This is a genomic window from Tenacibaculum sp. 190524A05c, from assembly GCF_964036595.1.
GTDB lineage: Bacteria > Bacteroidota > Bacteroidia > Flavobacteriales > Flavobacteriaceae > Polaribacter > Polaribacter platacis.
On record NZ_OZ038523.1, the window covers coordinates 886,434 to 913,276 of the forward strand.

The following is a 26,843-nucleotide window of genomic DNA, read 5'->3' on the forward strand; positions in this document are numbered from 1 at the left end:
AATCCCCTAAAAAATTATATAAAGTATGTAAATGTTATTACAAATATCAATAAATACTTGAATGAACTATAAGGAAAAACACCCTTTATTAAAATTGAGGATTCTTTAATTTTAGTCTAAATAAAAAAGCACATCTCAAAGATGTGCTTTTCCTATATAAAGTTCTAATTGAATCTTATTTCTCAGCTACTACTTCGAAAACAATATCAACAACTACAGCTCTATGTAAACGTACGGCAGCATTATACTTACCTAATCTTTTTACATTACCTCCAGTAACTTTGATAAATTTCTTTTCGATTTCAGTTCCTTGTTTAGATAAAGCTGCTGCAACATCTGCGTTGTTTACAGAACCAAATAATTTATCTCCAGAACCTACTTTAGAAGCGATCTTTAATTCATATCCTTTAATTGTTTCAGCTAACTTGTTAGCATCCTCAACTAATTTAGCTTCTTTAAAAGCACGTTGCTTTAAGTTTTCAGCTAATACTTTCTTAGCAGAAGAAGTAGCTAAAATTGCATATCCTTGAGGAATTAGGTAATTACGACCGTAACCATTCTTAACAGTTACTACATCATCTTTAAAACCTAAATTTTCTACGTCTTGTTTTAATATCAATTCCATGTTTCTACTTCTTTATTATTTTAACATATCACCAACGTATGGCATTAAAGCTAAATGACGAGCTCTTTTGATAGCCTGAGCTACTTTACGTTGATATTTTAATGAAGTTCCTGTTAAGCGTCTTGGTAAGATTTTACCTTGCTCATTTACTAAGTACATTAAGAAATCAGGATCTTTGTAATCGATATACTTTATACCATTTCTTTTGAAACGACAGTATTTAGCTTCTTTCTTAGTTTCAATGTCAAGCGGAGTTAAGTAACGTACTTCACCTTGCTTGTTTCCTTTTGCTTGTTGTTCAATAGATGACATAATTGATTACTTTTTTGCAGTTTTAACTCGTTCTCTTCTCTTCTCAGCCCAAGCAGCAGCATGTTTGTCTAACTTTACAGTTAAATAACGCATAACGCTATCGTCACGTCTAAACTCTAATTCAAACGCAGAGATTGCATCTCCAGCTACTTTGTAATCGAATAAGTGATAGAAACCACTTTTTTTCTTTTGAATTGGATAAGCTAATTTTTTAAGCCCCCAATCCTCTTTGTGGATCATTTCTGCACCTTTAGAAACCAAATAGTCCTCGAACTTTTTTACTGTTTCCTTTATCTGACCTTCAGATAAAACGGGATTCAAAATGAAAACAGTTTCGTAATGATTCATAATTATTGTTTTATTTTAAAGCGTGCAAATATACAAGTTTTTATGAGGATTACATAATCTAGATAAACTATTTTTCTTTTTTGTTATCTTACCTGTCCAAATTATACTTATGGAAATTCCTGAAATACCTAATTTAATTCATTACGCAATTCCCGTTTTTGTTATTACCGTCATTGTTGAAGCCATTTTAACTGTGAAGGTAAAACTAGAAGATTACGAGTTTAAAGATGCCTCTACCTCTATCACAATGGGATTAGGAAACGTAGCCATTGGATTATTTACTAAAGGATTAATCTTAGGATTATTCTTATGGTTATACCAATTTAGAGTTTTTACCATTCCTTTTACTTGGTGGTCTTGGATAATTTTATTGTTCGCAGAAGACTTTGTCTATTATTGGAATCATAGAATTGCTCATGAGAGTAGATTATTTTGGGCAAGCCATGTAGTTCATCACTCATCTCAAAAGTATAATTTAAGTACAGCTTTAAGACAAACATGGACAGGAAGCTTTTATACTTTTATCTTTTGGCTTCCTTTAGTGGTTTTAGGTTTTCATCCTATCATGATTTTAACTCAAATGAGTATTAGCTTATTATATCAATATTGGATTCATACAGAACTTATAGATAAACTTCCTAAATGGTTTGAAGCTATTTTTAATACACCGAGTCATCATAGAGTTCATCATGCCACAAATCCGCAATATCTCGATAGAAATCATGCTGGAATTTTTATTATTTGGGACAAGTTGTTCGGAACATTTGAACCTGAAGTTGAAAAACCAGTTTATGGACTAGTGAAAAATATTGAAACTCATAACCCGATTAAAGTAGCTTTTATAGAATGGTATAATATGCTCAAAGATGTATTTAGTAGTAATACTTCAATAGGAAAGAGATTACAATACTTACTAAAACCACCTGGATGGAAACATGATGGAACAGGAATTCTTTCAACCGATTTAAGAAAAGAATGGGAAAATAAAAAAAGAGAACAATAATTGTTCTCTTTTCTTTTATTTCACTTTTTAGTATTTCAAATCTAGTTAATATCAAATCGTAAACCCATTGAAATGTTTCTAATATTCGTATTCTGAAATAATGGATTTAAATCATACTTTGTATACCATCCTATTCCTTTATAGGATACATATGCACTTAATCCATAATTAATCGTATTTGTATTAAAATCATTCTTTTGCACTTCTTCTATTCTAACACCTTGAGGATTTACGTATTCTAAATACTGACGTGTTCCAAGTTTAAAACCAAAGAACCCTCCTAGCCCAATTCTAAAACTTTTATGAGTTCTATCTCCAATTTCACCGTCAGAATATTTTCTATTCTTTGTAAAATCTAATTCAAAATGCATTGGAAAAGTCATTTGAACATGACGTAATCTACTTTCCGATAATGTATTTGGGTTTACTACCAAGTTTGTTTGATCTCCATTCACAACATGATATAAATTATCATCTGCTCTCAAATTATTCCATAAGAACGAGAATCCATATTTAAAATAGCCTTTTGAAGGGTATTTCGATAACCTTGTTTTCCAAGTAAAACCTAATTCATAAAAACGAGATTGAAAAAACTTGTAGTTCGAATTATTTAAAGAACCAAAATCGTGATCTATCAAAACATTATTCATACCCAATGCAAATACAAATTGTGTTGTTGTTCTTTTATTTCGTCTTCTTTTCCTTTTGTAGGAATGTTCTTCATCATCATTATCTTCATCGTCATCATCGAACATTTTAAATCTAAATGTTCTCTTACCTATTGTAAATGTATCGTAATCATCTTCCTCGCTAGCAATCTTACCATTTGTTTTATCTTGAACTAATTGTTGTAGTTTTAGTTCTTCAGCACTAACTAATACTTCAATTTTATTAGCATGATAGGCTGCAGCTTCTTTCTTTAACTTTTCTGCTTCTTCATAGGTAAGCTCTTTTCTATCTAGTTTTTTATTAATTTCTTTAACCTTTATCTTTAAAGAATCTTTGTGAGACTTTGTAATTCTATCAATTTCTCTTGAAATTTTGTTCACCTCTTTTTCAAAGGTTTTTTCTTGAGATTGAGCAAAAGTAGTGCTAAGAAGCACTAATAAAATTAGTATTCTTTTCATCATTATTTAATTTTTAAAATTTTAATGTAAACTTATTCGGTTGGCCACCTTTTGTTAAGTACTTATTTATTTCTGTCGGCGATTGCGACTATAATATTTGAGATTTTAATTCCTATATTTTCTTTAAAATTTCCTTCATATTCATCATCTTCTATCGATCTTTCGACTTCAGCAAGAATTAATTCAGGGTTAATTTTTAAATTCGATTTTTTCAACTGAAATTTAATACTATCTAATACATCATTCCTATTTAATTTTAAGTTCGCATAGTATTCTTTTACTTCAGTTGGTGTGTGGGTTACAGCATATAATAAATCTTCTCCATTAATTTGAATTCTATTCTTTTTTGTGACTGGTTTTACCAAATTGTCTAAATTCTTTAATTCAACAGGAACATCAGTATTTTTAGCCGCAAAGGACTCTTGATTTTTCTTTACTTCAAATGTTTTATCAATAACCTTAATAGGATTATCTAAATTCACCTCCATAACCTTATCTGATTTATCTGACGATTTTATCGCTTTAACAGGTTCTTTTACTAAAGCTATTTCTGATGTATTTTCAACTATATCTTCTTCTACAGTGATTTTCTTCTCAATTAATATTTTATCCTCTACATTTTCTTTTTCTTCTGGAGCAGTTACTATAATGTTATTATTAACTGGAGTAGTATTTACATCTACTGTATTCGTATTCATTTTCAGGAAAATACCTAATAACAAAATAATACTGGCTGCGATTCCAATGAAATAGAAAACATTCTTCTTAGATTTTTTTTCAGACTCATCTAACATATTCTCCATTCGCTCCCATGAAGAAATTGAAGGTTCAAGGTTTCTATCTTGAAATTTTTCTCTTATGATTCTATCTAATTTACTTTCTTCCATGGCTCACTTCATTCATTTTAATGTAATTGGTTTGCAACCATTTTCTTGCTTTAAATAATTGCGACTTTGATGTACTTTCTGAAATATTCAACTTCTTTGCTATTTCAGAATGTTTGTAACCTTCGATAGCATATAAATTAAATACAATTTTATATCCTTCGGGTAATTTGTCGATTAGATTCTGAATATCTTCAACCGAAGTGTTTTCCATATTTTCAATGGACGCTTCAGAGAACACATATTCTTCATCTGTAAGGACCAATAAATTCTTTTTCCTTAAATAAGAAATACAAGTATTTACCATAATTCTGCGAATCCAACCTTCAAAACTTCCTTCGTTCTTAAAAGCTTTGATATTGGTAAATACCTTTAAAAAACCTGATAGCATTAATTCTTCTGCATGATGTAAATCCTTTACATATTGTCTGCATACTCCTAACATTTTAGGAGAATACATTTCAAACAGCTGCTTTTGAGCTTCTCTGTTTTGCTTTTGTGCCTTTTTAATCAAATTGGCCTGACTTGTATGTAAAGAAATAATTTTCAAAAGTTTTCTTGCTATAAAGTGCCTTACAAATATAAAGACGTACGATTTTTAAAAAGGGTTGCCTGAAGTAAAAAAAAATAAAAAATAAACCTTCTAGTTGGGGGCTAGAAGGTTTAAGTTACATAATCTTATTGATTGTAACTGCGGGGGAATTCAATTGTCTTTTTCTCATTACTAAAATTATATATTTCCTTCAAATTCAAGGCAGGAAAAACACCTTTTAACCTATTGATTAACAAATATTTAAGTGTTTAAAATTATCAAACTAACTCTAAACAAAACAAAACACCAAAAACAACACAAAAAACTGATTTACAATATTTTAAATTCAAGCATAGTAATCTACCGTGACTAATCTTACTTGTTTAGATAGATATTCTCCTCAGGAAAAACACCTAATAAAACACTCAAAATCAAAACCATACCATAACCCAACATTCTTAATACTTGAAAAATTCAAATTTTAATCATTTAGTTTTAGTATTCTATTTACTCGGTTTAATTCAGATTTAAATAAAGTTTCTGAAACGGTTTCATTATAAAATGGAACTATTTTTTCTAATATTTTTTTATTCTTATCAGAAGAAAGTAATTCCGGAAAAGCATTTTCCAATACTTCCAACATAATTGCCGTTGCGGTTGAAGCACCTGGAGAAGCTCCTAATAAACATGTAATACTTCCATCTTTACTACTAATAACTTCAGTTCCGAATTGAAGTTTTCCTCCTTCATATTCATCTTGTTTTATGATTTGTACCCGTTGACCGGCTTTAACAACATCCCAATCCTCACTTTTCGCATCTTTCATAAACTTTCGTAAAGACTCCATTCGATCTTCTTTATTCATCATAACTTGATGAACAAGATATTTTGTTAGTGGTAAATTATGCCAAAATGCTCCCAACATTGGAGAAATATTATCAAACTGTATGGATTTAAACAAATCTAAGTTTGATCCTTCTTTTAAAAATTTTGGACTAAATCCTGCAAAAGGTCCGAATAACAATGATTTTTCACCGTCAATATAACGTGTATCTAAATGCGGAGTAGACATTGGAGGATCTCCAATTCCTGCTTTACTATATACTTTTGCATTATGCTGGCTTATAATTTCCTTGTTATTACAAACTAGCCACTCACCACTAACTGGGAATCCTCCGAATCCTTCTTTTTCTTCTATTTCTACTTTTTGAAGCAATAGCAAACTCGCTCCTCCTGCTCCAATAAAAACATGTTCGGCATCAACCTGTTGTTTTTCCTTTGTTTTCGTATTTTCAACCTCAACAGTCCAATCGATATTCGTATCTGGATCAACATCTAAAACTTGATGATTACAATGAACAGGTGTATCGAATTTTTCTTCAAGTATTTTAAATAATTCTTTTGTTAATTCTCCGTAATTCAATTCGGTTCCTCTATCAATTCGAGATGCAGCCATTATTTCTCCTTCTTTCCTATTGTTCATAATTAAAGGAAACCATTCCCTCATTTTTTCAAAATCCTTAGTGAATTCGATGGAATCAAACATAAAATGGTTTTTAAAAGCTTCAAATCTCTTTTCTAAGTATTCACTATTTTCTTTTCCAGTAACCCAACTGTGATGTTTAACAGGCATTACGAATTTACTTGGATCTTCTATTAAACCTTCTGAAGTTAAATATGCCCACAATTGTTTTGAAATTTCAAATTGAGTACAGATTCTAACTGCTTTTTCTATTGATATTGTTCCGTCTTCTTTTTCTGGACAATAATTCAGCTCACACAATGCAGCGTGTCCAGTTCCTGCATTATTCCAAGCTGCTGAACTCTCTAGAGCAACTTCTTCTAGACGTTCTAATATTAATATTTTCAACGAAGGATCTAACAATTTTGCTAGCAGTGCTAAGTTTGCACTCATGATACCTCCACCTACACAGATTAAGTCGTACTCTTTTTCGAAATTCATTGATTTTATATTATGTTTGAAGTAAATATATTTAGAATAAAATTGACTTGAAAAAATTGATATGATAAAAAACACTGATCATTGTAGATTATGCAATCACAATTTACCTGATATTAAATTAGGATATATCTGTAAGTTAAATAATGAATCTCCTTATTTCATAAAAACTTGCAATAAAATCTTAATAAAGGAAATAGGCATCGAGAGAATTAAACAAATTGACATGAAAAGAAAAAAAATGAATGAATTAAAATTCGATGTTTATGGAGGTATTATTTTTTGGCCACTATTGGGGATAACAGTTCTTATAGGAAATTATCTTTTCTTTAATTATTTATCTTCAAAAGGTATTTTCTCAACGATATCATTGATATTTTTTGTTATTGGTATTTTTTTAATTGCAATGGGAACTGGCCCCTTTATCGAGTTTAAAAAACAAAAAAAGCTAATCGAAGAACAGGTTAAAATTATTACTGAAACATTATCACTTTACAATAAAAAATATGTAGTTAACTATTATCCAAAGAGAAACTTTCTAGATACAAGAATAATGGTTAAAAATGTTGAGATTTTAGAAATATAGAGTCATAATACTAATTAAAAAATGACCTGTTGGAAACTGAAAAAGTAAAAAACACTGATCATTGCGCTCTTTGTGATCTTAGTGAGACCAATTTAAAACTAGGATTGGTCTGTAGTTTAACCAATGATTCTCCTAAATTTCATAATACGTGCACAAAAATTAAACTTAACATTTGTTTAGAAGATAAACTGGAGGAATTAGATGAAAAATCAGAAGAATTAGACTTTAGAAAATCTCAAGTGATTAGAAACTTCTTAATCTACCCTATTTTAGGAATAGCGGTTTTAGTAGGAAGTTACTTTTACTACCTTGAATTTATTAAACCATATGGAGTAATTTCCATTGAAAATGGCGAGCATTATAGCATGAATACTCTAGGAGTTTTCTTATTGTCTTTAATTTTGGGATTTGGACTAATAGGAAAAGCAATTGGGCCTTATTTAAATTATCGAGAGGATAAAGAATTATTAAAGGTTGAATTCAATACAATTGATAATGTATTAGACTTATATAGATTTAGATAAAATCGAATCTTTAAGCAAACTCTCCTGATAATGATTTGATAATACTTTTATTAGATCTTAATTTCAACAACAGCATGGCAAAATCCATCAGATAATCTTTTTTAGAATATTTGAATATTTTCTCTTGTGAAAATTTTGCTCTTTTGTAACTCTTTAAAAAGCGTTTTTTCCAATCGGTTTCATATTGGCCTAAAGGTGTTAAATCATCTTGATGAATGGCATTTACAATTGCCTTACTCGCCATTATTGCGGACTCAAAAATGAATTTATAACCTTCTCCAGCAATTGGATTTACTTGAGAAACACTATCTCCAACACAAACCAAATTGTTTAATACGAACTTATCTAATACTGGAGTTAATGGAATACTACCTCCTTCTACCAATTCATTATCCTTAACTACCATTTTCTTAATAGTCGGAGATTCTAATATATCATTCAATCTTTTCTTTAGATCCTTTACCACCTCTTCATCAAAAGTTCCAAAACCAAAAATTGCTCTTTGATTTTGTAATGGAAATACCCATCCATAACCACCTTTATACTCTTTCCCAACTAATAAATGAACCTCTTTTGGATCACCTAAATACTTCACATTGTATTCTACACCTGTAGCAAGTTTTACTTTCTTTTCCTGTAAACCTACTTTTTTACTAATTACTCCAGCCGTTCCAGAGGCATCTACAATTATTTTTCCTTTATAAGAATTTCCTTTCTTATCTATAACCGAAGTAATGTTGCTGTGCTCATCTTGTTCAACAGAGGTTATCGCAACTTCTTTCTGAATGGTAACGTAATTCATATCTAAAGAAGCTAACATTTCTTCATGTAGTTTTTTCTTATCAAGAACATAGGCACTACCTGTAAGTTTACGTTTGAAGTTTTTAGAATATAGAATTGCTGAATTAATTTCTTGAGCAACTACATTTTCTGTAAGATCAAATTCTTCTAAGTTTATAAAACTACCTAAGGTATTAAACGTAAAGTTTAATAAGTCTTTTTTTCGATCAAGGACTAAAGTGTTTATTTTTTGCTTTCCTAGCTCTCTAGATAACATAAGACCTGCAGTACCAGCTCCAATTATTACAACATCGTAGTTCATTATAAGTGCTCTTGTATTGTGGTCGAAAATACAGTTTTTATTTCAAAATAAATTCAGATAATTAACAAAAGGATTTTATAAAATTAAATTGATGATAAATCTTTATGAAGCCTTTAAAAATGTAACACTTTTCAATTTTATACCACCTATTAGTAAAGCGAAATGAAAAAGGAATCAAATAAAGAACAAGAAAGAAGAAACCGTTGTTATGTTGGTGAACCTTCTGAACTACATTCTTCAGAGTGGTATGGTGCTATTCTCCGATATTTAAGTTCGTACGGAAAAAAAGAATTTAATTCAATTTATACCGAAGAGGAATCCCGTAAAAACATTCTTATTGGTTGGTTGACTAAAATTGTTTTACTCATTGGAGCAATTGTCACTTTGACAATGACTAGCTCTTAGATTTTAGTAGGCATCTACATCTATAATAAAACGAATAGGACGAAATTCCTTAACAGCTTCGAAAGTGGTTTTTACCTTTTGAAGTTGTTCTTTAGTTTTTGCTAAAGACTGTTTGGGAGGAATTTTAATCATTAAATTTTTGATGTATTGATTTCGAACTCTTGATACTGCTGGTGCTGTTGGACCTAATACATTCTCTCTAAATACATTTTGTAGCGCTTTTGCTAACCAATTTACACCTTCATTTACCTTAACATAATCTTTATGTTTTAAGGTGATTTTTATCAATCTATAATAAGGAGGATAATGATATTGCCAACGATCTTGTAATTGTTCGGTATACATTTCCTCGTAACTATTCGTAGAAACTTGTTGTAATATTTGGTGATACGGATTAAAGGTTTGAATTGCTACCATTCCTTGTCTTTCTGATCTTCCCGCTCTACCAGAAACTTGAACCATTAATTGATATGCGCGTTCGTGTGCCCTAAAATCTGGATAATTTAACATCGTATCGGCACTTAAAATTCCAACTAACAACACATTTGCAAAATCTAATCCTTTTGATAGCATCTGTGTTCCTACTAAAATATCTATTTCTTGAGCTTCAAATGCTTCAATTATTTTCTGATAACCAAACTTTCCTCGAGTTGTATCAGAATCCATTCTACCAATATTGTGATTCGGAAATAGTTCTTTCAACTCTAATTCAATTTGTTCTGTACCAAAACCTTTAGTATCTAATGTAGAACTACCACAAGCTCCACAAGAATTAGGCATTGCTCTTTGGTAATGGCAATAGTGACATTTTAATTGATTATTGTACTTGTGATAGGTTAAACTCACATCACAATTTGGACATTGAGGAGAATGACCACATGTTGTACATTCAACAATTGGAGAAAATCCTCGTCTGTTTTGAAAAAGTATGATTTGCTTTTTTTCTTCTAAAACATCATTCATTAACTGAATTAGTCGGTCAGAAAAATGACCTATCATTTCCTTTTTTCTTCTTTTCTCTTTTACATCTATCAATTCAATTTTTGGCATTTGAATATTTCCATGTCTCCTATTCAAATGAACTAAACCATATTTATTTTGAGTGGTATTGAATTTTGTTTCTATGGAAGGTGTTGCAGAACCTAATAAAACTTTTGCGTTATGTAACTTTCCTAAAACTATAGCAGCATCTCTTGCATTATATCTTGGTGAAGGCTCATATTGTTTATAAGAAGATTCATGCTCTTCATCAACTACAATTAAACCTAAGTTAGAAAATGGTAGAAATATGGTTGACCTCGCTCCTAATATGATTTGTGCTTTAACTTTATTCTGTAAAATATTATTCCATACTTCTACTCTTTCATTTACTGAATATTTAGAGTGAAAAACAGAAATTTGATTCCCAAAATAGTTCTGTAATCTTTTTATAATTTGAGTTGTTAAAGCTATTTCTGGTAATAAGAATAATACCTGTTTACCTGTTTCTAAAACCTTCTTTATTAATTTTGTATATACTTCAGTTTTACCAGAACTTGTAACTCCATGTAATAAAGTGATATCGTGCTTTTCAAAACTTTCCTCAATTTCTGAAAGCGCTTTGATTTGATACTCGTTTAAATTTTTAAGAGGATTTTCTTCACCTTTAAACTGGACACGATCGGTTTGGATATGATAAAACTCAAAGATCTCTTTATCCACAAGTGCCTTTATGATTTGAGCTGAAACTCCCGATTTTTCAGAAAGCACTTTTGCTTTTATCGGTTTTTTCTCAGTTTTTAATTGAAAAAAGGTAAGCACAACATCTCGTTGTTTTTTAGCTCTAGATAATTTGGACAATAGCTCTTGTAAACTCTCATCCGATTTATAGTTCTTATTTAAACGAACATACTTTATCAATTTAGGTTTGTACGTTTCGTAAATCTCTTCTTTAACATGAAGCACAGCTTTATCTATCAATTGATTGATTATCGGTAAAACCTTTTTTCTATCTAAAACTTCTGCAACTTCATGTAAGGTTAATTGCGATTGACGCTGTAAAGCTTCATATATCAAATATTCTTGATCTGAAAGTAATTCTGTATTGCTAAAAGATTCGTTTCGATAAATAATTGTTTCACTTTCCAAAAGAAAAGCTGATGGCACAGCTGCTCTATACACATCTCCAAGAGAACACATATAATAAGAGGCAATCCATTCCCAATGCTTTAATTGTTTTTCGTTAACAATTGGTTGTTCATCTAAAATCTGATGAATTTCTTTTGCCTCGTATAATTTTGGTGGTGTTTGATGAATATTAAAAACCAGAGCAGAATACATCTTTGTTTTTCCAAAAGACACCGCGACTCTCATTCCTTTTTGTAAGAAATCAGCTTCTTCTTTAGTTACCGAATACGTAAATAGTTTTTGTATCGGTATTGGTAATATTACATCAATAAAGTAAATGGCTAAACTATTTAAAAACTATATCAAATCTAAGCAAATTTCACTACATTGTTAGAATAAATGATTAAGATTATGACAGCCGAACAATGGAAACAAAAAGGTAATTTCATTAAACTATTTAACAATGAGGTTTTTGTAATTGACGAAGGGAAAAACAATGATAAAACCATGGTAATTTTGCATGGATACCCGACTTCATCTTATGATTATTTTAAAGTTTTAGATCGACTGACTTCTGAGTATCGAGTGATTATTCATGACCATTTAGGGTTTGGATTTTCAGATAAACCTCAAAACTATTCATATTCGCTTATTGAACAGGCTGATATTGCCTTAGAACTATGGAAAAAACTAGGTATTATGGAATGTACATTATTAGCTCATGACTATGGAACAAGTGTAGCTACAGAAATTTTACATCGTCATAATTTCAATCAAATTAATTTAACCATAAATGAATTGATTTTATGTAATGGAAGTATGCATATTGAACTTTCTCAATTACGTCTAATTCAAAAATTACTTAAAAATAAGTACACGGGTAAACATGTTGCCAAGCTTTCAAATGAATTCATTTTTACGAAAAATATTAGAAATGTTTATCATGATAAGTCACAAGCAACAAATGATGAACTTAAAGAAATGTGGCAGCAACTTATGTACAACGACGGTAAAAAAGTAATTCATAGGTTGTCTAACTATATTAATGAACGTTATTTTTTCTGGCATCGTTGGATTGGAGCTTTAAAAGAAACTCAACTCAGAACAAAAATTGTTTGGGCTAAAAATGATCCAGTAGCGGTTTTTAAAATTGCTGAACTCTTAGCATCCGAAATAAAAAACAACACACTACTTCCACTAGAAAACTCTGGACATTTCCCTATGTTAGAATCTCCCGAAAGATGGGTGAATCTTGTTTTAGGTTAGCTAATCTTACTCCAAATACCACTTGTGCGTTGTAATTGAGTTAATCGCTTTAAAATTAATCTATTTTCAGGTGAAGATAAACTAGGATCATCGTTGAGCATTTTAATTGCCGCTTGTCTGGCATGAAATAAAATTGGACTATCCTTTACCACATCGGCTATTTTCAAATTTAAAACACCACTTTGTTGTGTTCCCATTATATTACCAGGACCACGTAGTTTTAAATCTACTTCTGCAATTTTAAATCCATCAGAAGTTTCAACCATTGTTTTTAATCGTGTTTTAGCATCGGAAGACAATTCAAAACTAGTTAACAAAATACAATAACTCTGATCTGCTCCTCGTCCTACTCTTCCTCGTAACTGATGTAACTGACTTAGTCCAAAACGTTCCGAGCTCTCAATAACCATTACTGAGGCATTTGGTACATTAACTCCTACTTCTATTACGGTAGTTGCAACCATAATTTGTGTTTCACCACGGACAAATCGATCCATTTCATATTCTTTGTCAGCAGGTTTCATCTGACCATGAACGATACTTATTTGATATTTTGGTGAAGGAAATTCTCGAGCAATACTTTCGTATCCATCCATCAAATCTTTATAATCCATTGCCTGAGATTCTTGTATTAATGGATATACAACATACACTTGTCGCCCTTTCTCAATTTCATCTTTTAGAAATTTAAAAACACCCAAACGATGGCTATCATATCTATGTACAGTCTTAACCGCTTTTCTTCCTGGAGGTAATTCATCTATAACAGAAATATCCAAATCACCATAAACTGACATGGCTAAAGTTCTCGGAATAGGCGTAGCGGTCATAACCAAAACATGAGGAGGAACTCCTTCTTCTGAACTCTTTTTCCATAATTTACTTCGCTGAGCAACACCAAATCTATGTTGTTCATCAATAATTGCTAACCCTAATTTCTTAAACTGAACTTTATCTTCAATAATAGCATGAGTTCCTATTAAAATATGCAAGCTTCCATCCTCTAATCCTTGATGGATTTCTCTTCTCTTTTTAGTTTTAGTTGATCCTGTTAAAAGCTCTACGTTGATAGGAGTATCTTTTAAAAGATCTTTGATTCCATTATAATGTTGAGTTGCTAAAATTTCAGTTGGAGCCATTATCGTAGCTTGATAACCATTATCAATAGCTAACAACATCACCAATAAACCCACAATAGTTTTACCAGACCCTACATCACCTTGTAAAAGTCTGTTCATTTGAGCTCCGTTTCCTAAATCCTTTCGTATTTCTTTTAAAACTCTTTTCTGAGCATTCGTAAGATCAAAAGGCAAATGATTATTGTAAAAATCTGTAAAGTATTCTCCTACATTCTCAAATACAAATCCTTTAATCTTTGATTTATTAATTAGCTTTTTAACAAGTAATTGCAATTGTATAAAAAACAACTCTTCAAACTTTAAACGATATTGCGCCTTTGCTAATAGTTCCTGACCTTTAGGAAAATGTATATTTAATAAGGATTCTCTTTTATCTAATAATTGATATTGGTTTTTAAAATCTGGCGAGAAACTTTCTTCAATACCTTCGAAAACTACTTGTAATAAATTTTGCATCATAGTCCGCATTAATTTATTACTCATTCCTTTATTGGTTAATTTCTCAGTAGAAGAATACATTGGCTGCATTGCAGATTGCAACTTTTTCTTGTACTCCGTAACTAATTCCATTTCCGGATGTGCCATACTGGCTACATTCTTATACCAATTTAGTTTACCATAAATTACATAAGGAACATTAACTTTTAAACTATCTTTTATCCATTTTGCTCCTTTAAACCAAACGAGTTCCATACTTCCCGTTGCATCAGAAAAAGTAGCTACTAACCTACTTCCTCTTTTTTGCTTTACCGTTTTAATTCCAGTAATTTTTCCAACAACCTGAACTTCCGCTGTGTTTTGGTGTAATTGATTAATAGTATAGAACTGGGTTTTATCAATATACCGATATGGAAAAAAATGAAGTAAATCATTACATGTACGAATTCCAAGCTCAGAATACAACAGTTCTGCCCTTGCTACGCTTACTCCTTTTATATATGTAATTGGTTGATTTAAATTCATTAATCAATATTATTCTGATTCTTCATTTTTAATTTCAAGGAACTTACCTTTCCATGTAAACTCTATAGATTCAGTGATAACTTTCTTGTAATTAGTATCTTCATTTAAAGTTTCACCATGTTCACTAACAAAAAGTATTTTATCTTTTATTCCTCCATGATCTCGTGGAAAAACTACCTTCTCATATTGCCAATATAAATCTCCATCTACCATTCTAGAAAACTGTATTGCTTTAGTCAGAGATTCTCCATCATTAAAAAAGTAACATCCTCCTCCATCAACTCCACATGCTTCAGCCATAAAATCTATCAAAAACATATCTTTAATAGATGATAAGCCTTTATTGTCATACACATCTATTGAAAAAATATCCGTGTCTCTTAGGTTATAAGGTAATTCAATATATTCTAGTGTCTTTTTATTTACTAAACGAATCAACAAATTATATCCTCCTTTAAGAGCATTTTGTTTAAATGAAATTAAATAAATTGAATCACCAACTGCTTTTTGATCTAATGATAATAACCCACCAATTATATACCCTACTTTATTTTTATAACTTACTTTATACCACTTCCAAGAAATTCCATTATAATCATAAGTACTATTTTCTTCCGACAAAACCGTAACTCTAGTGTTTATCTTCAATACTTCAATTACATCTGATTCTGTTGATGGTTCAGCTCTGAATTTTACATCATTCCCAAATAAATAAAAGGTTTCGTTGGGTTGAAATTGAATATTTTCAGTTTCAATATACTTTACTTCTTGCGCATAAACATCCAATAAAAACAGACTCAATGCAATAAGTAAAACATAATTTCTCATAGACTTTAATTTATGTTATAAACGAAAATACAAAAACCCAATAAATCGTAGTATCTTTGCCGTCCTAAATATTTACAATGAGATTACATAGAAACCTAGTTTTTGCAGTAATTGATAGTCTTAGAGACATATTCAATGAAGGAGTTTATGCTGATAAAGCAGTGGAAACTGCCCTGCGTAGAGATAAGAGATGGGGAGCAAGAGATCGTAAGTTTGTTGCAGAAACAATCTATGAAATTGTTCGTTGGAAACGTTTATATGCAGAAATAGCAAATGTTAAAGAGCCTTTTTCAAGACAAGATTTATGGCGTTTGTTTTCTGTATGGTGTGTGTTAAGAGGAATTCAACTACCAGATTGGAACCAAATTGAACCAACTCCAACTCGCCGTATCAAAGGAAAGTTCGATGAATTATCTAAAATCAGAAAGTATAGAGAATCTATTCCTGATTGGATTGATGCTATAGGTTTAGACGAATTAGGAGAAAAAGTTTGGACTAAAGAAATTGCTTCTTTAAACAAACAAGCAGAAGTGATTCTAAGAACAAACACCTTAAATACCTCTAAAGAGGTTTTACAAAAACGTTTAAAAGAAGAAGGAATTGATACCGAGTTTGTTCAAGGATATCCTGATGCTTTGAAATTAGTTGAACGTGCCAATGTATTTAAAACTGAATGCTTTAAAAAAGGATTCTTTGAAGTACAAGACGCTTCATCACAGCTAGTTGCAGCTTATTTAGATGTAGAACCTGGTATGAAAGTTGTAGATACTTGCGCTGGAGCTGGAGGTAAAACATTACACTTAGCTTCTTTAATGCAAAACAAAGGTCAAATTGTAGCTATGGACATTTATGAGAGTAAACTTAAAAAACTAAAAGTTAGGGCTCGAAGAAATGGTGTTCATAATATCGACTTAAGAGTTATTGACTCTACAAAACCTATTAAAAAGTTATACAACAAGGCTGATAGAGTTTTAATTGATGCTCCATGTTCTGGTTTAGGTGTAATTAGAAGAAACCCAGATAGCAAATGGAAGTTACAACCTGAGTTTTTAGACAATATTAAAAAAGTACAACAAGATGTTCTTCAGAGTTACTCAAGAATGGTAAAAAGTGGAGGTAAATTAGTATATGCAACCTGCTCTGTTTTGCCATCTGAAAATCAAGAACAAGTAGAACAATTTTTATCATCAGAAGCAGGAAAAGAGTTCTCTTTTGTTTCAGACAAAAAGGTTCTATCTCACGAATCTGGTTTTGATGGTTTTTATATGGCCCTATTAGAAAAAAATAAATCATGATTAAAAAACTACTTTCAACATTTTTATTTTTTATAGCTATTTCAATTATTGCTCAACAGAGTTATTATAACGATGTTGATTTAACAAAAAGCGGATTAGCTTTAAAACAAGAATTAGCAACAAAAATTATAAACACACACGGTAATCAATTAGATTACACTCCGGATGTTTGGGAAGCATGTAAAGCGACAGATGTAGACCCAAACAATTCAAATCAAGTATTATTAATTTACGGATATAGTAGCTCAGGAACGACTGCAAGAACGAGAGGAATTAATGATAATAGTGGAAGTAATGGAGATTGGAACAGAGAACACGTATATCCTAGAAGTTTAGGTGATCCTAATTTAGGTTCTTCTGGTCCTGGATCAGATGCACATCACTTAAGACCTTCTGACGTTCAATATAATAGTCAAAGAGGAAATAAATCTTTTGCTGACGGATCTGGAAATTCTGGAGATGTTTCTGGAGGTTGGTATCCTGGAGATGAATGGAAAGGTGACGTTGCTCGAATGATGATGTATATGTATTTACGTTATGGAGATCGTTGTTTACCAAATGTAGTTGGAGTTGGAAGTTCTGCCGGAACTCCAGATGATATGATTGATTTATTTTTAGAATGGAATGCTGAAGATCCTGTTTCTGCTATTGAAGATAATAGAAATAATTATCATGAAGATGTTTCTAATCAATATGCACAAGGAAACAGAAATCCTTTTATTGATAATCCAAACTTAGCTACTCAAATTTGGGGTGGACCAACAGCGGAAAATAGATGGGCAACTGCAAGTGTAAATGATAGTACCAAGTTAAATGATGTAAGAGTTTTTCCAAACCCATCATACAATAGAAAGATAACAATTTCAGCTACTCAAAGTCCGATTTCTGAAATCAAAGTATTTTCTGTTTTAGGTAAAGAAGTATTTACTGATAAGAATCCTGTTTTTATAAGTAACAGATATACTATCGAAAGTTTAAAATCTGGAATTTACTTACTAAAAATAAGTAGTGACACCAGTTTTACTACGAAGAAAATAGTAATAAACTAATACTAAAAAAGCGCTCTTTTGGAGCGCTTTTCTAGTTTACTCAACAACCACTTTTTTGGTAATTGTTTTTCCTTTAGAGTAAACTTTTATCAAATAAATACCACGATGTAAGCTAGACAAATCAACCACTCGCTTACCTTTTGAATTGAGGAAAAGCTTTCCGAACTGATTATACACTTCCACTTTTTCAATCTCATATTCATCCGATGAACTGATATTTATTGATGATTTCGTTGGATTTGGCCCAACTTTAACACGGAAACTTGATTTAGGTAATTTTTCAATTTCACTATCTAATTCGTTACTACAGTCGTTTTCATACGTAACTTCAGAAGCATTATTCAAAGTATTTACGAATACATCATACGAAGAAGAATCATTTTTTAATTTGTAATCTAACCAAGGAATGACATAAGTAAACATAATCTCTTGCTGTTCACTTCTAGTAACGGTTATATCTCTTGAAGAAAAACGCTCTCCAAAATCACAATAACCATTTGGCATTGCGTAATAACAATGTGCTCCTCCTGTAATACTAATAAAATACTTACAATTAGAACCTAAGCTTTCATACAAAGGAATATGATTTTCACTTGGTTTTGTAACTCCATCAGCACTACCAGAAAAAACAATTGCCTCCTCTGCTACTTGCGTTGCTGGTGTTGTAGTATTGAATCTTAACTTAGCTGGAGCAAATGTTACTAAAGTATTCACTTCAACCATAGAAGCAGCAACAATGGCCGCTCCTCCACCCATGGAATGACCTAATAGAGCATTTGTATCTCCAACTAAATTATAGATCGGAGAATTACTATCCATAGCTTCTGTTTTTACTTGATTTACCATAAAAGCCAAATCTTCTGCATAAGCTCTATGGTTTGCAAATACTGATCCTTCTGTAGTAACAAATGCTACAATATATCCTTTAGATACAAGTGTATCGAAGAAGTTTTCGTAAGCAGAATAGTTCATAACGAAACCGTGTCCGAATACGATAACAGGATAATTTTCATTAACAGATGTTTGCTGATTTGGGTAATAAATTCTTGCTGTAACTCTCCTGTTTCGACGGTCTGAATCAGTAAATGTTTTTGTATAATTCTCTACCTCATATTCTTGAGCAAAAAGAGAAAGAACAAAAAACATAAAGAAAATAAATGAAAGGGTAATTTTTCTCATGATTTGTTTGATTAATTATTTAGGGTTTAAAAGTTGATTTGAATTGAACAGAATTTCAATTCGACAAAACAAAAGAATCACATTAATCAGGAGAAAAAAAATAAAAACCAAAAAGCGAACAAAATGGTTTAAAATCAGAACAATTTTACAAAAACCTAAATAACAGCTAGTTAACTTGTTTTTAAAATCAAAAAAAAGCTCGAGACTACTAAATCTCGAGCTCTTTCAATCAACTATCAAAAACTAACTAATCACTAACTTTTAAGGAAGTAATTTATATAATTGACGAGTTAATTACAGACTTGTTACATGTTTATAATGCTATTAACTTTTTTTTAAGACTATTAAGTCCAAAATCAATAGTTTTAAACACTTTTTAACGTTTACTGATTTCCTAAAATAATTGGCATTCCGCTTTTACCAGAACCAATAAGTACAACTTTACTATTTGGAGACTCAGATAACTTTAATGTTGCCTCAATTCCTTTCTCTTGTAATATTTTATCAGTTAACGAAGCACTTAAAATTCTATTTGCTGCAGCTTTACCTTCCGCATCAATTCTTTGACGTTCTGCTTCTTTCTTAGCCTTAGCTAATCTAAATTCATATTCTAAAGCTTCTTGCTCTTGTTTTAGCTTTCTTTCGATTGCTTCTTTAATTGTTTTAGGCAACTGAACATCTTCCACTAAAACTTTATTTACCTTAATAAATTGATCTTCTAATTCCTTACTTACTTCTTCTAAAATCTCTTTTTCAATTACATCTCTTTTACTTGAGTATAATTGTTCCGGTGTATATCGTCCAACTACACTTCTTGCTGCTGCATTAATCGCCGGATCCAAAATATCTTTGATATAATCTCTTCCTCTAGTTTTATGTAAATAACCTAATTTTTTTAAATCTGGCTTAAACCAAACCGTTCCGTTCACTGTAACTTCCAATCCATTTACAGATAATACTTTCATTACATCTGAAATAGACTGTTGTTTTACGTTATATACAAATACATTGTTCCAAGGAGCAATAATGTGAAAACCTTCACCTAAAGGTTCTTGATCAGGATCTACTCCTCCAAAGAATCTCCAAACTACTCCAGCTTCACCTGTATCAATAGTTTCTGTAGATTTAATTAGAAAAATAAAGAAGAAAATAAGTACTGGAATAATAAACACTCCTCTCTTCGGAAAATCAAAATTCGCTTGTTTATTCATAATATTTGGTTTTATTGATTGTCTAATCTATCTTTTACGTATTCTATTCTAGTTTTACCATGTGGCACTGGATTTCCACTTTCATCTAAACTTACCATGATAATTTTATCAATAGTAATAATATCCATTCTTGTCAGTTTATTTCTCACTTTACAGTTTAAAGTGATAGAAGTTTTTCCAAATTTTACCACATCGATTCCAATTTCAATAATATCACCCTGACGAGCAGAACTCACAAAATCTATTTCAGACATAAATTTTGTAACCGTTTTTGGAATTTCTAATTGTATAATAGCATATAAAGCTACTTCCTCATCAATCCATTGTAATAATCTTCCTCCAAATAAAGTTCCGTTTGGATTTAAATCTTCAGGCTTTACCCATTTTCTCGTGTGAAATCTCATTATTGTTCTATATTTCTTACTTCAAAATTAACTAATTCATTATGCTCAAATACCGTTGAAACTTGCATTGGATTACAACAAATTTCACAATCTTCTATGTAGGTTTCAGAAACACTTCTATCTAACAACATAGAAATTTCTTCCCAACAATAAGGACATTGAAAAAAATATTCTAACATTATATTTTACCGTAATATTTTCTTAAAAACCATTCTACAGTTAATAAACCAACTATAACAAATAGTAACCATTTCCAGTGAATTAATCCTCTCTCCTTTTCTACAGATTTCTGAACTGTAAAGTATTTTTTATCATCAACCAATTGATTGATTAAATTGTTTTGTTCGTGGCTAAAAAATGTACTTCCTTCTGTTCTCGTAGCTAATTGAGTTAGCTTTTCTGTATTGGCATTAGAAAACTGTTCTTCTATTTGAAAATCGGCAACTTTAAATCTTCCAGACTTTTTTACGGTTTGACCTTCCACTGAAACCAAATACGAATAATCTCCTGGAGCCAAACCATCAACTTCTACTTTGAAAGAACTATTTGAAAGTGAAAATGGGAAGATTTTTTTCTCTTTTGTAATTGTATTTTCTATAGCAATTTGAATGGAAGCTCTACTATCGAATTTAAAATTACTATCTAAATACAATGCAGATATATCTATGGTTTCATTTGCCAAATAGAGATTTTCAATCTTTACATCTAATCGTTTTCTTTTCTTATTTGAAGATAAAAACTGAACTAAATTTCCTACGAACGCATCAAACTCTTGAAAACTAGTTTCTCTTAAATAACTAGCCGCTCTCCATTTCCAAATTCCTTCTCCTAACAATACACCAAATTTCTGTTCTCCTTTTTCGAGAGTTGCTAGAATTGGTTCATCTGTTGTGAAACCTTGTAGCTTTTGGAATAATAAACTTTGATGATCTTTCGCAGATACGGCTCCAAATTTATCTTTTAAAGGAGGAAAGTCATTAAAACCAATATCTTTCTGAATAAAGGTTAAATAATTGCTATTGTAGGTAGCATTATAATCTTCTGACTGATTTATATAAGATTTTGTAATACCTAACTCTAAGGTATTTATAAAATTCCAATCTGTTTTTGAACCTGTAACTATTAAAAAATTTGATTTTCTTTCATCAAAGAATGGCTTAAAATAGATATTCGGTTGATAAGCTATAACGAACTGATATTCTTCAAAACTTCCTTTAAACTTGGTGATATTTGAAACCGTAACACTTCGTTGTTTGTTACTCTCAATAGCTTTTGTGAATGCACCCAAATCAGGATGCATTATAGAAGTAAGAATAAGAACTTTGGCTTGCTCATCGATAACTTCTACTGAAAAATTCTTTGCATTATTCTTTACATTTTTCTCTCCTGGAAGTTTACTAACAGATGCCGAATAATAATGTACTCCTTCTTTATCCGAGGATAAATTTGCTGTAACTGTTATTGAGTTGCTCTCTTTTGAAAGATTCAATGGCTTAGAAAAAATCTTTCTCCCAGATTTAAAAATAGAGTAAACCACATTTACAGGTTTCTCACCATCGTACTGTATTAAAGCTTCAACCGGAAACTTATTGTTAATGTAACTGTACTTATTTACATTCAATTGTCCAATTTTAATATCTTCATACTTCGTAGTATCTCCAATAATAACTGGATAAATAGATTTTTTTGAATTCACATAAGCATAATCCTCTCCTATCGTTTGATTTCCATCTGAAATCAAAATTATTGCTCCATCTTCATCTTTATGAAGGTTATTAATAGATTTAATCGCTTTATGAATGTTCGTATGCGAATCATTAAAAATTAAACTGTCAGCAGATTGAATGTCCTCTCCAAAAGAGAAAAAATCCAAATCAAATTTATCATTAAGTTTATTCGAACTTTTAAATTCACTTATCAACTCCTCTACTTTCTTTTCTTCATTAAAAAATGATGTAGATAAAGAATTATCTATAAGAACAGAAAGCTTAGGTTTTATATTAAATGCTTCTTTAATCTTTAATTGTGGATTAATTAAAAGTAGTAGCAAAAAGAAAATACTTAATGCTCTTAAGGCAAATAATACAATATGATATTTAGGCGCATTTTTTACTTTAAAAAAGTATTGAAAATATCCTACAGCAACTCCAACTAATAAGGCTAAAATGATATAAAAAAGTACGAGTGTTGACACATTTTGGTATTTGAAATGTGAAGATATAAATAACCTTTAAATAAAAAGAAGCTTTTTAGTTAATATGACCAAAATCATATTTTAAAAGATATCGGGAATCTAACTTTGTAGTAAAATTAATAATTATGATTACCACTAATAATATTACAGTTACAACTGCCGAGAAAAAAAATGTTTCTATCATCGAAATGATAAATAAGAAAATAGAAAAGGAACAAGAAAATAGTTTTGGAATTACAATATTGTTTGTAATGATTAGTACTATGATTTCTTCAATTGCGATTGGTTTAGCATTACATGATGGATTCTCTTTTGCAATTGTTGCCTTGTCATCTGTTACAGCAATGGGTACAAATGCAGCTGCATTTAGTCAGAGTCCTTTTAAATATGTAGTTTGGTTAGGAACAATTAGTATCATTACCAATACACTTTTAGTTCTTCTTCAACTGCCTAAATTATTTTAATCGATGCTCATAAATTTTAAAGAAGAGCATAGAAGCTATATTTCGTGCTCTTTCTTTTGCTTGAGTAGCTTTCTCACCAGAAAACAGTTCATCCACAGTTGAAAACCACAATTGTAACCATCGACCGAAGTGTTCTTGTTGAATAGCATTATTGAAATTAGCATCAACATCTCTATGCGCTTTAATTGGATTTCCTTTGAATTTTCTCACAAAGAATAAATTCGTTTCCCAGAAATCAGTTAGCTTTAATAAATGATCATCCCATTCTTCTTCTGGAATTGTTTCTAAGAAAAATTTACCGATTACATCATCCTTTTTAATCTTATCATAAAATGTGGATACTAAAACAAAAACATCCTCTCTATTTTCAATTTGTTTCTTAGCCATTCAACCTATAATTTATCGCTGTAAAAGTATACTTTTATACTGAGGTTACTTTATGACTAAAATCACAATATGATACCTGAAGAAAAACTCATAAAATTTAATGCTGAAGTAAAAGAATTTGATAAAGGAGAAATCATCTTTAATCAAAAATCTAATGCTAGAAATTATTATCAAATTCGAAGTGGAATTGTAAAAATGAACAATTTCAATGATGATGGTAAAGAATTCATACAAGGTATTTTCTATAAAGGACAAAGCTTTGGTGAACCACCATTATTTATAGATATTGATTATCCTGCTAATGCCGAAGCAGTTGAAAATTGTAGTATTTACATTATTTCCAAAGAACGTTTTTTCCAACTCTTAAATACAGATCAAGATATTCATTTAACCATCACAAAGAGTTTAGCCAAACGACTGTATTATAAGGCTATTATTGCTTCTGAAATATCTAGTCAAGAACCTGGACATCGAATTTTACGTTTCTTTGATTATCTAAAAGAAGATGTACATAATGTTACTGGGAAATTCAGTTTAAAAATTGAATATACACGTCAACAAATCTCAGATTTATTAGGACTCCGCGTTGAAACCGTTATTCGTGCCATAAAACAACTTGAAAAAGATGGAGAAGTTAAAATTGAAAAACGAAAAGTATATCGATAAAATCATTTAAAATTAGTAACATAAACTCTTAGGATTTCCTATTTTTGCGCTTTCAACACAACAACAATAAATGAGTTTAACAACATTAAATGCCATCTCTCCTATTGATGGTAGATACAGAAACAAAGTAGACCAATTAACAAATTACTTTTCGGAAGAAGCTTTAATTCGCTACAGAGTAAAAGTAGAAATTGAATACTTTATCGCGTTATGCGAAATTCCTTTACCTCAATTACAAGATATTAATACAGATCTTTTTCCTGAATTAAGAAAAATTTATTCTGAATTCACAACTGAAGATGCTTTAAAAATTAAAGAAATTGAGAGTATTACTAATCACGATGTAAAAGCCGTAGAATATTTCATCAAGGAAAAATTCGACGCGTTAAACTTACAACAGTATAAAGAATTTATTCACTTTGGATTAACTTCTCAAGATATTAATAACACAGCAATTCCTTTATCTATTAAGGAAGCTATTGAAGAAGTATATTTTCCAACGTTAGATACGTTAACTTCTAAGTTAGCGGAATTATGTGAGGAATGGGAAAATGTTCCAATGTTAGCTCGTACTCACGGACAACCAGCATCTCCTACTCGATTAGGAAAGGAATTATTTGTATTTGTAGAAAGAATCAATCAACAAGTATTGTTTTTACAACACATTCCAAATGCTGCAAAATTCGGTGGAGCAACAGGAAATTACAACGCACACAAAGTTGCATATCCTAATATTGACTGGAAAGCTTTCGGTACTTCATTTGTTGAAGAAAGATTAGACTTACATCATTCTTTCCCAACTACGCAAATAGAACATTACGATCATATGGCGAGTTTATTTGATGCCATGAAACGTATTAATACAATTTTAATTGATTTAGATAGAGATATTTGGACATACGTGTCTATGGATTATTTCAAGCAAAAAATCAAAAAAGGAGAAGTAGGATCATCAGCAATGCCACATAAAGTAAATCCTATTGACTTTGAAAATTCTGAAGGAAACTTAGGAATTGCAAATGCAATATTTGAACATTTAGCATCAAAACTACCAGTTTCTAGATTACAAAGAGATTTAACTGACAGTACAGTTTTACGTAATGTTGGAGTTCCATTTGGTCACACCATCATCTCTTTCAAGGCAACATTAAAAGGATTAAATAAATTACTTCTTAACGAAGACAAGTTCAAGGAAGATTTAGAAAACAACTGGGCTGTTGCTGCAGAAGCTATTCAAACAATTTTGAGACGTGAAGCTTATCCAAATCCTTATGAAGCTTTAAAAGGATTAACACGTACAAATGAAAAAATAACTCAAAAGTCCATTGCTGATTTTATCGATACTCTAGAAGTTTCTGATGAAATTAAAAACGAGTTAAAACAAATAACACCATCAAACTATACAGGTATTTAAACTATGAGATTAGGTTTCCTTTTTTGTGTAATATTATTATCATTTGCATCTTGTAAAGTAGAGACTTCAGGAGATGCAGAACGCTTTAAACAAGGAGTTTTTGAGATTCCTGCAGTAAATAACTACAGTAAGACTGTTATAGTCAGAAAAGATAGCTTACAAATAGAATATTACTCAAAAAAGGTAACCATATCTACAGATAGTTCGGTTGTTGAAAAAGAGAAAAAAGAAATTGATACGCTTTACATAACTTGGAAGAACAATTTCGCCTATACATTACAGATTAAAAATCCAAAAACGGAATTGGAAAAAGATCCTATATTCGTTCAAATCACTAAGGTTAAAGACTCTTCTTATGAGTTTACATCTAGAATAGGATATTCTAAACATAAAATTCCTGGAACGCTTTATATCAGCAAAAATCAATCGAAATAAAAGTTCTACAAATCGCTTAAATTCGTTAAAAAACACGGTAAAGTTAGATTAAATAAAAAAATCTCCTTAATTTGGCGGATGAATAATGAAATTGATTCGTAGTTACATATCACTAATCCTCCTAGTATTTTTACTAGCGCCTTCGGCGATACAGCTATCTCATATTATAGCAGAAGAGCATCATGAGGTTGGTATATGTCTATCGGAAGATGAGCAACATTATCATGATCACGATGAAGTTGAATGTGAATTAATTAAATTTCATTTAAATGACTTTTCAGTAAATGCTAGTACAACTATTTCTTCAGTTGCATTTACAGAAATTACAACACCTGAAAACTTTTTTTACTTTTTTAAAAGTGAAAATACTACTTCTTTTAATTTAAGAGGTCCACCCAGTTTAGCTTAATTATTCGAAAAAATAATTTAGTTAAA

General features: G+C 30.6%; 29 protein-coding genes. 12 read left to right on the plus strand and 17 right to left on the minus strand.

Annotated elements, in window-relative coordinates; genetic code table 11:
- Nucleotides 1-175 precede the first annotated feature (175 nt).
- Genes rplI through rpsF form a run of 3 tightly spaced genes read right to left on the minus strand, consistent with a single transcriptional unit; the run spans nucleotide 176 to nucleotide 1,285 of the window.
- Nucleotides 176-625, minus strand: a complete 450-nt coding sequence (gene rplI / locus ABNT61_RS03950; protein ID WP_348712215.1) for a 50S ribosomal protein L9 — start codon at nucleotides 623-625, stop codon at nucleotides 176-178.
- Between the two features lie 15 nt (nucleotides 626-640).
- Nucleotides 641-940, minus strand: coding sequence for a 30S ribosomal protein S18 (gene rpsR / locus ABNT61_RS03955; protein WP_198517162.1), 300 nt, complete (start codon nucleotides 938-940; stop codon nucleotides 641-643).
- 3 nt (nucleotides 941-943) lie between these two features.
- Nucleotides 944-1,285: a 30S ribosomal protein S6 gene (rpsF, locus tag ABNT61_RS03960; RefSeq protein ID WP_348712216.1), complete on the minus strand. Its 342-nt coding sequence runs from the start codon at nucleotides 1,283-1,285 to the stop codon at nucleotides 944-946.
- A gap of 109 nt (nucleotides 1,286-1,394) precedes the next feature.
- Between rpsF and ABNT61_RS03965 the strand changes: the two genes are divergently transcribed.
- Nucleotides 1,395-2,288: a sterol desaturase family protein gene (locus tag ABNT61_RS03965; protein ID WP_348744942.1), complete on the plus strand. Its 894-nt coding sequence runs from the start codon at nucleotides 1,395-1,397 to the stop codon at nucleotides 2,286-2,288.
- A gap of 41 nt (nucleotides 2,289-2,329) precedes the next feature.
- Here the strand turns inward: ABNT61_RS03965 and ABNT61_RS03970 are convergent, their stop codons facing one another.
- The 4 genes from ABNT61_RS03970 to mqo all read right to left on the minus strand — a co-directional run bounded on the left by ABNT61_RS03970 (nucleotide 2,330) and on the right by mqo (nucleotide 6,794).
- A complete protein-coding gene (locus tag ABNT61_RS03970; protein ID WP_348744943.1) occupies nucleotides 2,330-3,415 on the minus strand; it encodes a hypothetical protein in 1,086 nt (361 codons plus the stop codon).
- Between the two features lie 62 nt (nucleotides 3,416-3,477).
- Nucleotides 3,478-4,302 (minus strand): hypothetical protein, encoded by an 825-nt coding sequence (locus tag ABNT61_RS03975; RefSeq protein ID WP_348744944.1) that lies wholly within the window; start codon nucleotides 4,300-4,302, stop codon nucleotides 3,478-3,480.
- Complete coding sequence (locus tag ABNT61_RS03980; protein WP_348744945.1) at nucleotides 4,289-4,849, minus strand: sigma-70 family RNA polymerase sigma factor; 561 nt, start codon at nucleotides 4,847-4,849, stop codon at nucleotides 4,289-4,291. Before ABNT61_RS03980 ends, ABNT61_RS03975 begins: the two co-directional genes overlap by 14 nt.
- Before the next feature lie 463 nt (nucleotides 4,850-5,312).
- Nucleotides 5,313-6,794, minus strand: a complete 1,482-nt coding sequence (gene mqo, locus ABNT61_RS03985) for a malate dehydrogenase (quinone) (RefSeq protein WP_348744946.1) — start codon at nucleotides 6,792-6,794, stop codon at nucleotides 5,313-5,315.
- 223 nt (nucleotides 6,795-7,017) lie between these two features.
- On the opposite strand from mqo, the gene ABNT61_RS03990 reads away from it, so the two are divergent.
- Nucleotides 7,018-7,377 carry a hypothetical protein gene (locus tag ABNT61_RS03990; protein ID WP_348744947.1) on the plus strand — a complete coding sequence of 120 codons (360 nt, stop codon included), beginning with the start codon at nucleotides 7,018-7,020 and terminating at the stop codon, nucleotides 7,375-7,377.
- A 29-nt stretch (nucleotides 7,378-7,406) separates the two neighbouring features.
- On the plus strand, nucleotides 7,407-7,901 hold the full coding sequence (locus tag ABNT61_RS03995) for a hypothetical protein (protein ID WP_348744948.1): 495 nt from the start codon (nucleotides 7,407-7,409) through the stop codon (nucleotides 7,899-7,901).
- Between the two features lie 10 nt (nucleotides 7,902-7,911).
- Here ABNT61_RS03995 and ABNT61_RS04000 read toward each other — a convergent pair whose 3' ends face one another.
- Nucleotides 7,912-9,003, minus strand: coding sequence for an NAD(P)/FAD-dependent oxidoreductase (locus ABNT61_RS04000; RefSeq protein ID WP_348744949.1), 1,092 nt, complete (start codon nucleotides 9,001-9,003; stop codon nucleotides 7,912-7,914).
- A gap of 162 nt (nucleotides 9,004-9,165) precedes the next feature.
- Here ABNT61_RS04000 and ABNT61_RS04005 point away from each other — a divergent pair, with 162 nt between their 5' ends.
- Nucleotides 9,166-9,408: a hypothetical protein gene (locus tag ABNT61_RS04005; protein WP_348744950.1), complete on the plus strand. Its 243-nt coding sequence runs from the start codon at nucleotides 9,166-9,168 to the stop codon at nucleotides 9,406-9,408.
- A gap of 3 nt (nucleotides 9,409-9,411) precedes the next feature.
- Here ABNT61_RS04005 and priA read toward each other — a convergent pair whose 3' ends face one another.
- Nucleotides 9,412-11,853: a primosomal protein N' gene (priA, locus tag ABNT61_RS04010; protein ID WP_348745672.1), complete on the minus strand. Its 2,442-nt coding sequence runs from the start codon at nucleotides 11,851-11,853 to the stop codon at nucleotides 9,412-9,414.
- 72 nt (nucleotides 11,854-11,925) lie between these two features.
- Between priA and ABNT61_RS04015 the strand changes: the two genes are divergently transcribed.
- Nucleotides 11,926-12,780 carry an alpha/beta hydrolase gene (locus ABNT61_RS04015; RefSeq protein ID WP_348744951.1) on the plus strand — a complete coding sequence of 285 codons (855 nt, stop codon included), beginning with the start codon at nucleotides 11,926-11,928 and terminating at the stop codon, nucleotides 12,778-12,780.
- Here ABNT61_RS04015 and recG read toward each other — a convergent pair.
- Nucleotides 12,777-14,882 (minus strand): ATP-dependent DNA helicase RecG, encoded by a 2,106-nt coding sequence (recG, locus tag ABNT61_RS04020; protein ID WP_348744952.1) that lies wholly within the window; start codon nucleotides 14,880-14,882, stop codon nucleotides 12,777-12,779. The two genes, ABNT61_RS04015 and recG, sit on opposite strands and share 4 nt — an antisense overlap.
- A 9-nt stretch (nucleotides 14,883-14,891) precedes the next feature.
- Nucleotides 14,892-15,710 carry an SH3 domain-containing protein gene (locus ABNT61_RS04025; protein ID WP_348744953.1) on the minus strand — a complete coding sequence of 273 codons (819 nt, stop codon included), beginning with the start codon at nucleotides 15,708-15,710 and terminating at the stop codon, nucleotides 14,892-14,894.
- A gap of 77 nt (nucleotides 15,711-15,787) precedes the next feature.
- Between ABNT61_RS04025 and ABNT61_RS04030 the strand changes: the two genes are divergently transcribed.
- Nucleotides 15,788-17,005: an RsmB/NOP family class I SAM-dependent RNA methyltransferase gene (locus ABNT61_RS04030; RefSeq protein WP_348744954.1), complete on the plus strand. Its 1,218-nt coding sequence runs from the start codon at nucleotides 15,788-15,790 to the stop codon at nucleotides 17,003-17,005.
- Nucleotides 17,002-18,054, plus strand: coding sequence for an endonuclease (locus tag ABNT61_RS04035; RefSeq protein WP_348744955.1), 1,053 nt, complete (start codon nucleotides 17,002-17,004; stop codon nucleotides 18,052-18,054). Before ABNT61_RS04030 ends, ABNT61_RS04035 begins: the two co-directional genes overlap by 4 nt.
- 36 nt (nucleotides 18,055-18,090) lie before the next feature.
- Here ABNT61_RS04035 and ABNT61_RS04040 read toward each other — a convergent pair whose 3' ends face one another.
- From ABNT61_RS04040 to ABNT61_RS04060, 5 genes are all read right to left on the minus strand, one after another.
- A complete protein-coding gene (locus ABNT61_RS04040) occupies nucleotides 18,091-19,233 on the minus strand; it encodes a T9SS type A sorting domain-containing protein (protein ID WP_348744956.1) in 1,143 nt (380 codons plus the stop codon).
- Nucleotides 19,234-19,616: 383 nt separating this feature from the next.
- Entirely contained in the window at nucleotides 19,617-20,444 is an 828-nt protein-coding gene (locus tag ABNT61_RS04045) for a prohibitin family protein (protein WP_348712233.1), read from the minus strand.
- 11 nt (nucleotides 20,445-20,455) lie between these two features.
- Nucleotides 20,456-20,848, minus strand: coding sequence for an acyl-CoA thioesterase (locus ABNT61_RS04050; RefSeq protein ID WP_348712234.1), 393 nt, complete (start codon nucleotides 20,846-20,848; stop codon nucleotides 20,456-20,458).
- Nucleotides 20,848-21,027, minus strand: coding sequence for a CPXCG motif-containing cysteine-rich protein (locus tag ABNT61_RS04055; protein WP_348742058.1), 180 nt, complete (start codon nucleotides 21,025-21,027; stop codon nucleotides 20,848-20,850). The genes ABNT61_RS04050 and ABNT61_RS04055 overlap by 1 nt, the downstream gene beginning before the upstream one ends.
- Nucleotides 21,027-23,042 carry a VWA domain-containing protein gene (locus tag ABNT61_RS04060; RefSeq protein WP_348744957.1) on the minus strand — a complete coding sequence of 672 codons (2,016 nt, stop codon included), beginning with the start codon at nucleotides 23,040-23,042 and terminating at the stop codon, nucleotides 21,027-21,029. Before ABNT61_RS04060 ends, ABNT61_RS04055 begins: the two co-directional genes overlap by 1 nt.
- Nucleotides 23,043-23,167: 125 nt before the next feature.
- On the opposite strand from ABNT61_RS04060, the gene ABNT61_RS04065 reads away from it, so the two are divergent.
- A complete protein-coding gene (locus ABNT61_RS04065; RefSeq protein WP_348712237.1) occupies nucleotides 23,168-23,506 on the plus strand; it encodes a hypothetical protein in 339 nt (112 codons plus the stop codon).
- Here the strand turns inward: ABNT61_RS04065 and ABNT61_RS04070 are convergent.
- Entirely contained in the window at nucleotides 23,498-23,893 is a 396-nt protein-coding gene (locus tag ABNT61_RS04070; protein ID WP_348744958.1) for a group III truncated hemoglobin, read from the minus strand. The genes ABNT61_RS04065 and ABNT61_RS04070 overlap by 9 nt on opposite strands.
- Before the next feature lie 69 nt (nucleotides 23,894-23,962).
- Here ABNT61_RS04070 and ABNT61_RS04075 point away from each other — a divergent pair, with 69 nt between their 5' ends.
- The 4 genes from ABNT61_RS04075 to ABNT61_RS04090 all read left to right on the plus strand — a co-directional run bounded on the left by ABNT61_RS04075 (nucleotide 23,963) and on the right by ABNT61_RS04090 (nucleotide 26,817).
- Nucleotides 23,963-24,559: a Crp/Fnr family transcriptional regulator gene (locus ABNT61_RS04075; protein WP_348744959.1), complete on the plus strand. Its 597-nt coding sequence runs from the start codon at nucleotides 23,963-23,965 to the stop codon at nucleotides 24,557-24,559.
- A 70-nt stretch (nucleotides 24,560-24,629) separates the two neighbouring features.
- The gene (gene purB, locus ABNT61_RS04080; protein WP_348744960.1) at nucleotides 24,630-25,973 is read left to right on the plus strand and encodes an adenylosuccinate lyase; all 1,344 of its coding nucleotides are present in this window, start codon (nucleotides 24,630-24,632) and stop codon (nucleotides 25,971-25,973) included.
- Nucleotides 25,974-25,976: 3 nt separating this feature from the next.
- Nucleotides 25,977-26,408, plus strand: coding sequence for a hypothetical protein (locus tag ABNT61_RS04085; protein ID WP_348712241.1), 432 nt, complete (start codon nucleotides 25,977-25,979; stop codon nucleotides 26,406-26,408).
- Nucleotides 26,409-26,493: 85 nt separating this feature from the next.
- Nucleotides 26,494-26,817 (plus strand): hypothetical protein, encoded by a 324-nt coding sequence (locus tag ABNT61_RS04090; protein WP_348712242.1) that lies wholly within the window; start codon nucleotides 26,494-26,496, stop codon nucleotides 26,815-26,817.
- The last annotated feature ends 26 nt before the right edge of the window (nucleotides 26,818-26,843 follow it).

Bases quoted from the DNA above. Each gene is read 5' to 3' on its own strand.
- rplI (WP_348712215.1), bottom strand. From the start codon at position 625: ATGGAATTGATATTAAAACAAGACGTAGAAAATTTAGGTTTTAAAGAT.
- rpsF (WP_348712216.1), bottom strand. From the start codon at position 1,285: ATGAATCATTACGAAACTGTTTTCATTTTGAATCCCGTTTTATCTGAA.
- ABNT61_RS03965 (WP_348744942.1), top strand. From the start codon at position 1,395: ATGGAAATTCCTGAAATACCTAATTTAATTCATTACGCAATTCCCGTT.
- ABNT61_RS03970 (WP_348744943.1), bottom strand. From the start codon at position 3,415: ATGAAAAGAATACTAATTTTATTAGTGCTTCTTAGCACTACTTTTGCT.
- ABNT61_RS03975 (WP_348744944.1), bottom strand. From the start codon at position 4,302: ATGGAAGAAAGTAAATTAGATAGAATCATAAGAGAAAAATTTCAAGAT.
- mqo (WP_348744946.1), bottom strand. From the start codon at position 6,794: ATGAATTTCGAAAAAGAGTACGACTTAATCTGTGTAGGTGGAGGTATC.
- ABNT61_RS03990 (WP_348744947.1), top strand. From the start codon at position 7,018: ATGAAAAGAAAAAAAATGAATGAATTAAAATTCGATGTTTATGGAGGT.
- ABNT61_RS04000 (WP_348744949.1), bottom strand. From the start codon at position 9,003: ATGAACTACGATGTTGTAATAATTGGAGCTGGTACTGCAGGTCTTATG.
- ABNT61_RS04005 (WP_348744950.1), top strand. From the start codon at position 9,166: ATGAAAAAGGAATCAAATAAAGAACAAGAAAGAAGAAACCGTTGTTAT.
- ABNT61_RS04015 (WP_348744951.1), top strand. From the start codon at position 11,926: ATGACAGCCGAACAATGGAAACAAAAAGGTAATTTCATTAAACTATTT.
- recG (WP_348744952.1), bottom strand. From the start codon at position 14,882: ATGAATTTAAATCAACCAATTACATATATAAAAGGAGTAAGCGTAGCA.
- ABNT61_RS04025 (WP_348744953.1), bottom strand. From the start codon at position 15,710: ATGAGAAATTATGTTTTACTTATTGCATTGAGTCTGTTTTTATTGGAT.
- ABNT61_RS04030 (WP_348744954.1), top strand. From the start codon at position 15,788: ATGAGATTACATAGAAACCTAGTTTTTGCAGTAATTGATAGTCTTAGA.
- ABNT61_RS04035 (WP_348744955.1), top strand. From the start codon at position 17,002: ATGATTAAAAAACTACTTTCAACATTTTTATTTTTTATAGCTATTTCA.
- ABNT61_RS04040 (WP_348744956.1), bottom strand. From the start codon at position 19,233: ATGAGAAAAATTACCCTTTCATTTATTTTCTTTATGTTTTTTGTTCTT.
- ABNT61_RS04045 (WP_348712233.1), bottom strand. From the start codon at position 20,444: ATGAATAAACAAGCGAATTTTGATTTTCCGAAGAGAGGAGTGTTTATT.
- ABNT61_RS04050 (WP_348712234.1), bottom strand. From the start codon at position 20,848: ATGAGATTTCACACGAGAAAATGGGTAAAGCCTGAAGATTTAAATCCA.
- ABNT61_RS04055 (WP_348742058.1), bottom strand. From the start codon at position 21,027: ATGTTAGAATATTTTTTTCAATGTCCTTATTGTTGGGAAGAAATTTCT.
- ABNT61_RS04065 (WP_348712237.1), top strand. From the start codon at position 23,168: ATGATTACCACTAATAATATTACAGTTACAACTGCCGAGAAAAAAAAT.
- ABNT61_RS04070 (WP_348744958.1), bottom strand. From the start codon at position 23,893: ATGGCTAAGAAACAAATTGAAAATAGAGAGGATGTTTTTGTTTTAGTA.
- ABNT61_RS04075 (WP_348744959.1), top strand. From the start codon at position 23,963: ATGATACCTGAAGAAAAACTCATAAAATTTAATGCTGAAGTAAAAGAA.
- purB (WP_348744960.1), top strand. From the start codon at position 24,630: ATGAGTTTAACAACATTAAATGCCATCTCTCCTATTGATGGTAGATAC.
- ABNT61_RS04085 (WP_348712241.1), top strand. From the start codon at position 25,977: ATGAGATTAGGTTTCCTTTTTTGTGTAATATTATTATCATTTGCATCT.
- ABNT61_RS04090 (WP_348712242.1), top strand. From the start codon at position 26,494: ATGAAATTGATTCGTAGTTACATATCACTAATCCTCCTAGTATTTTTA.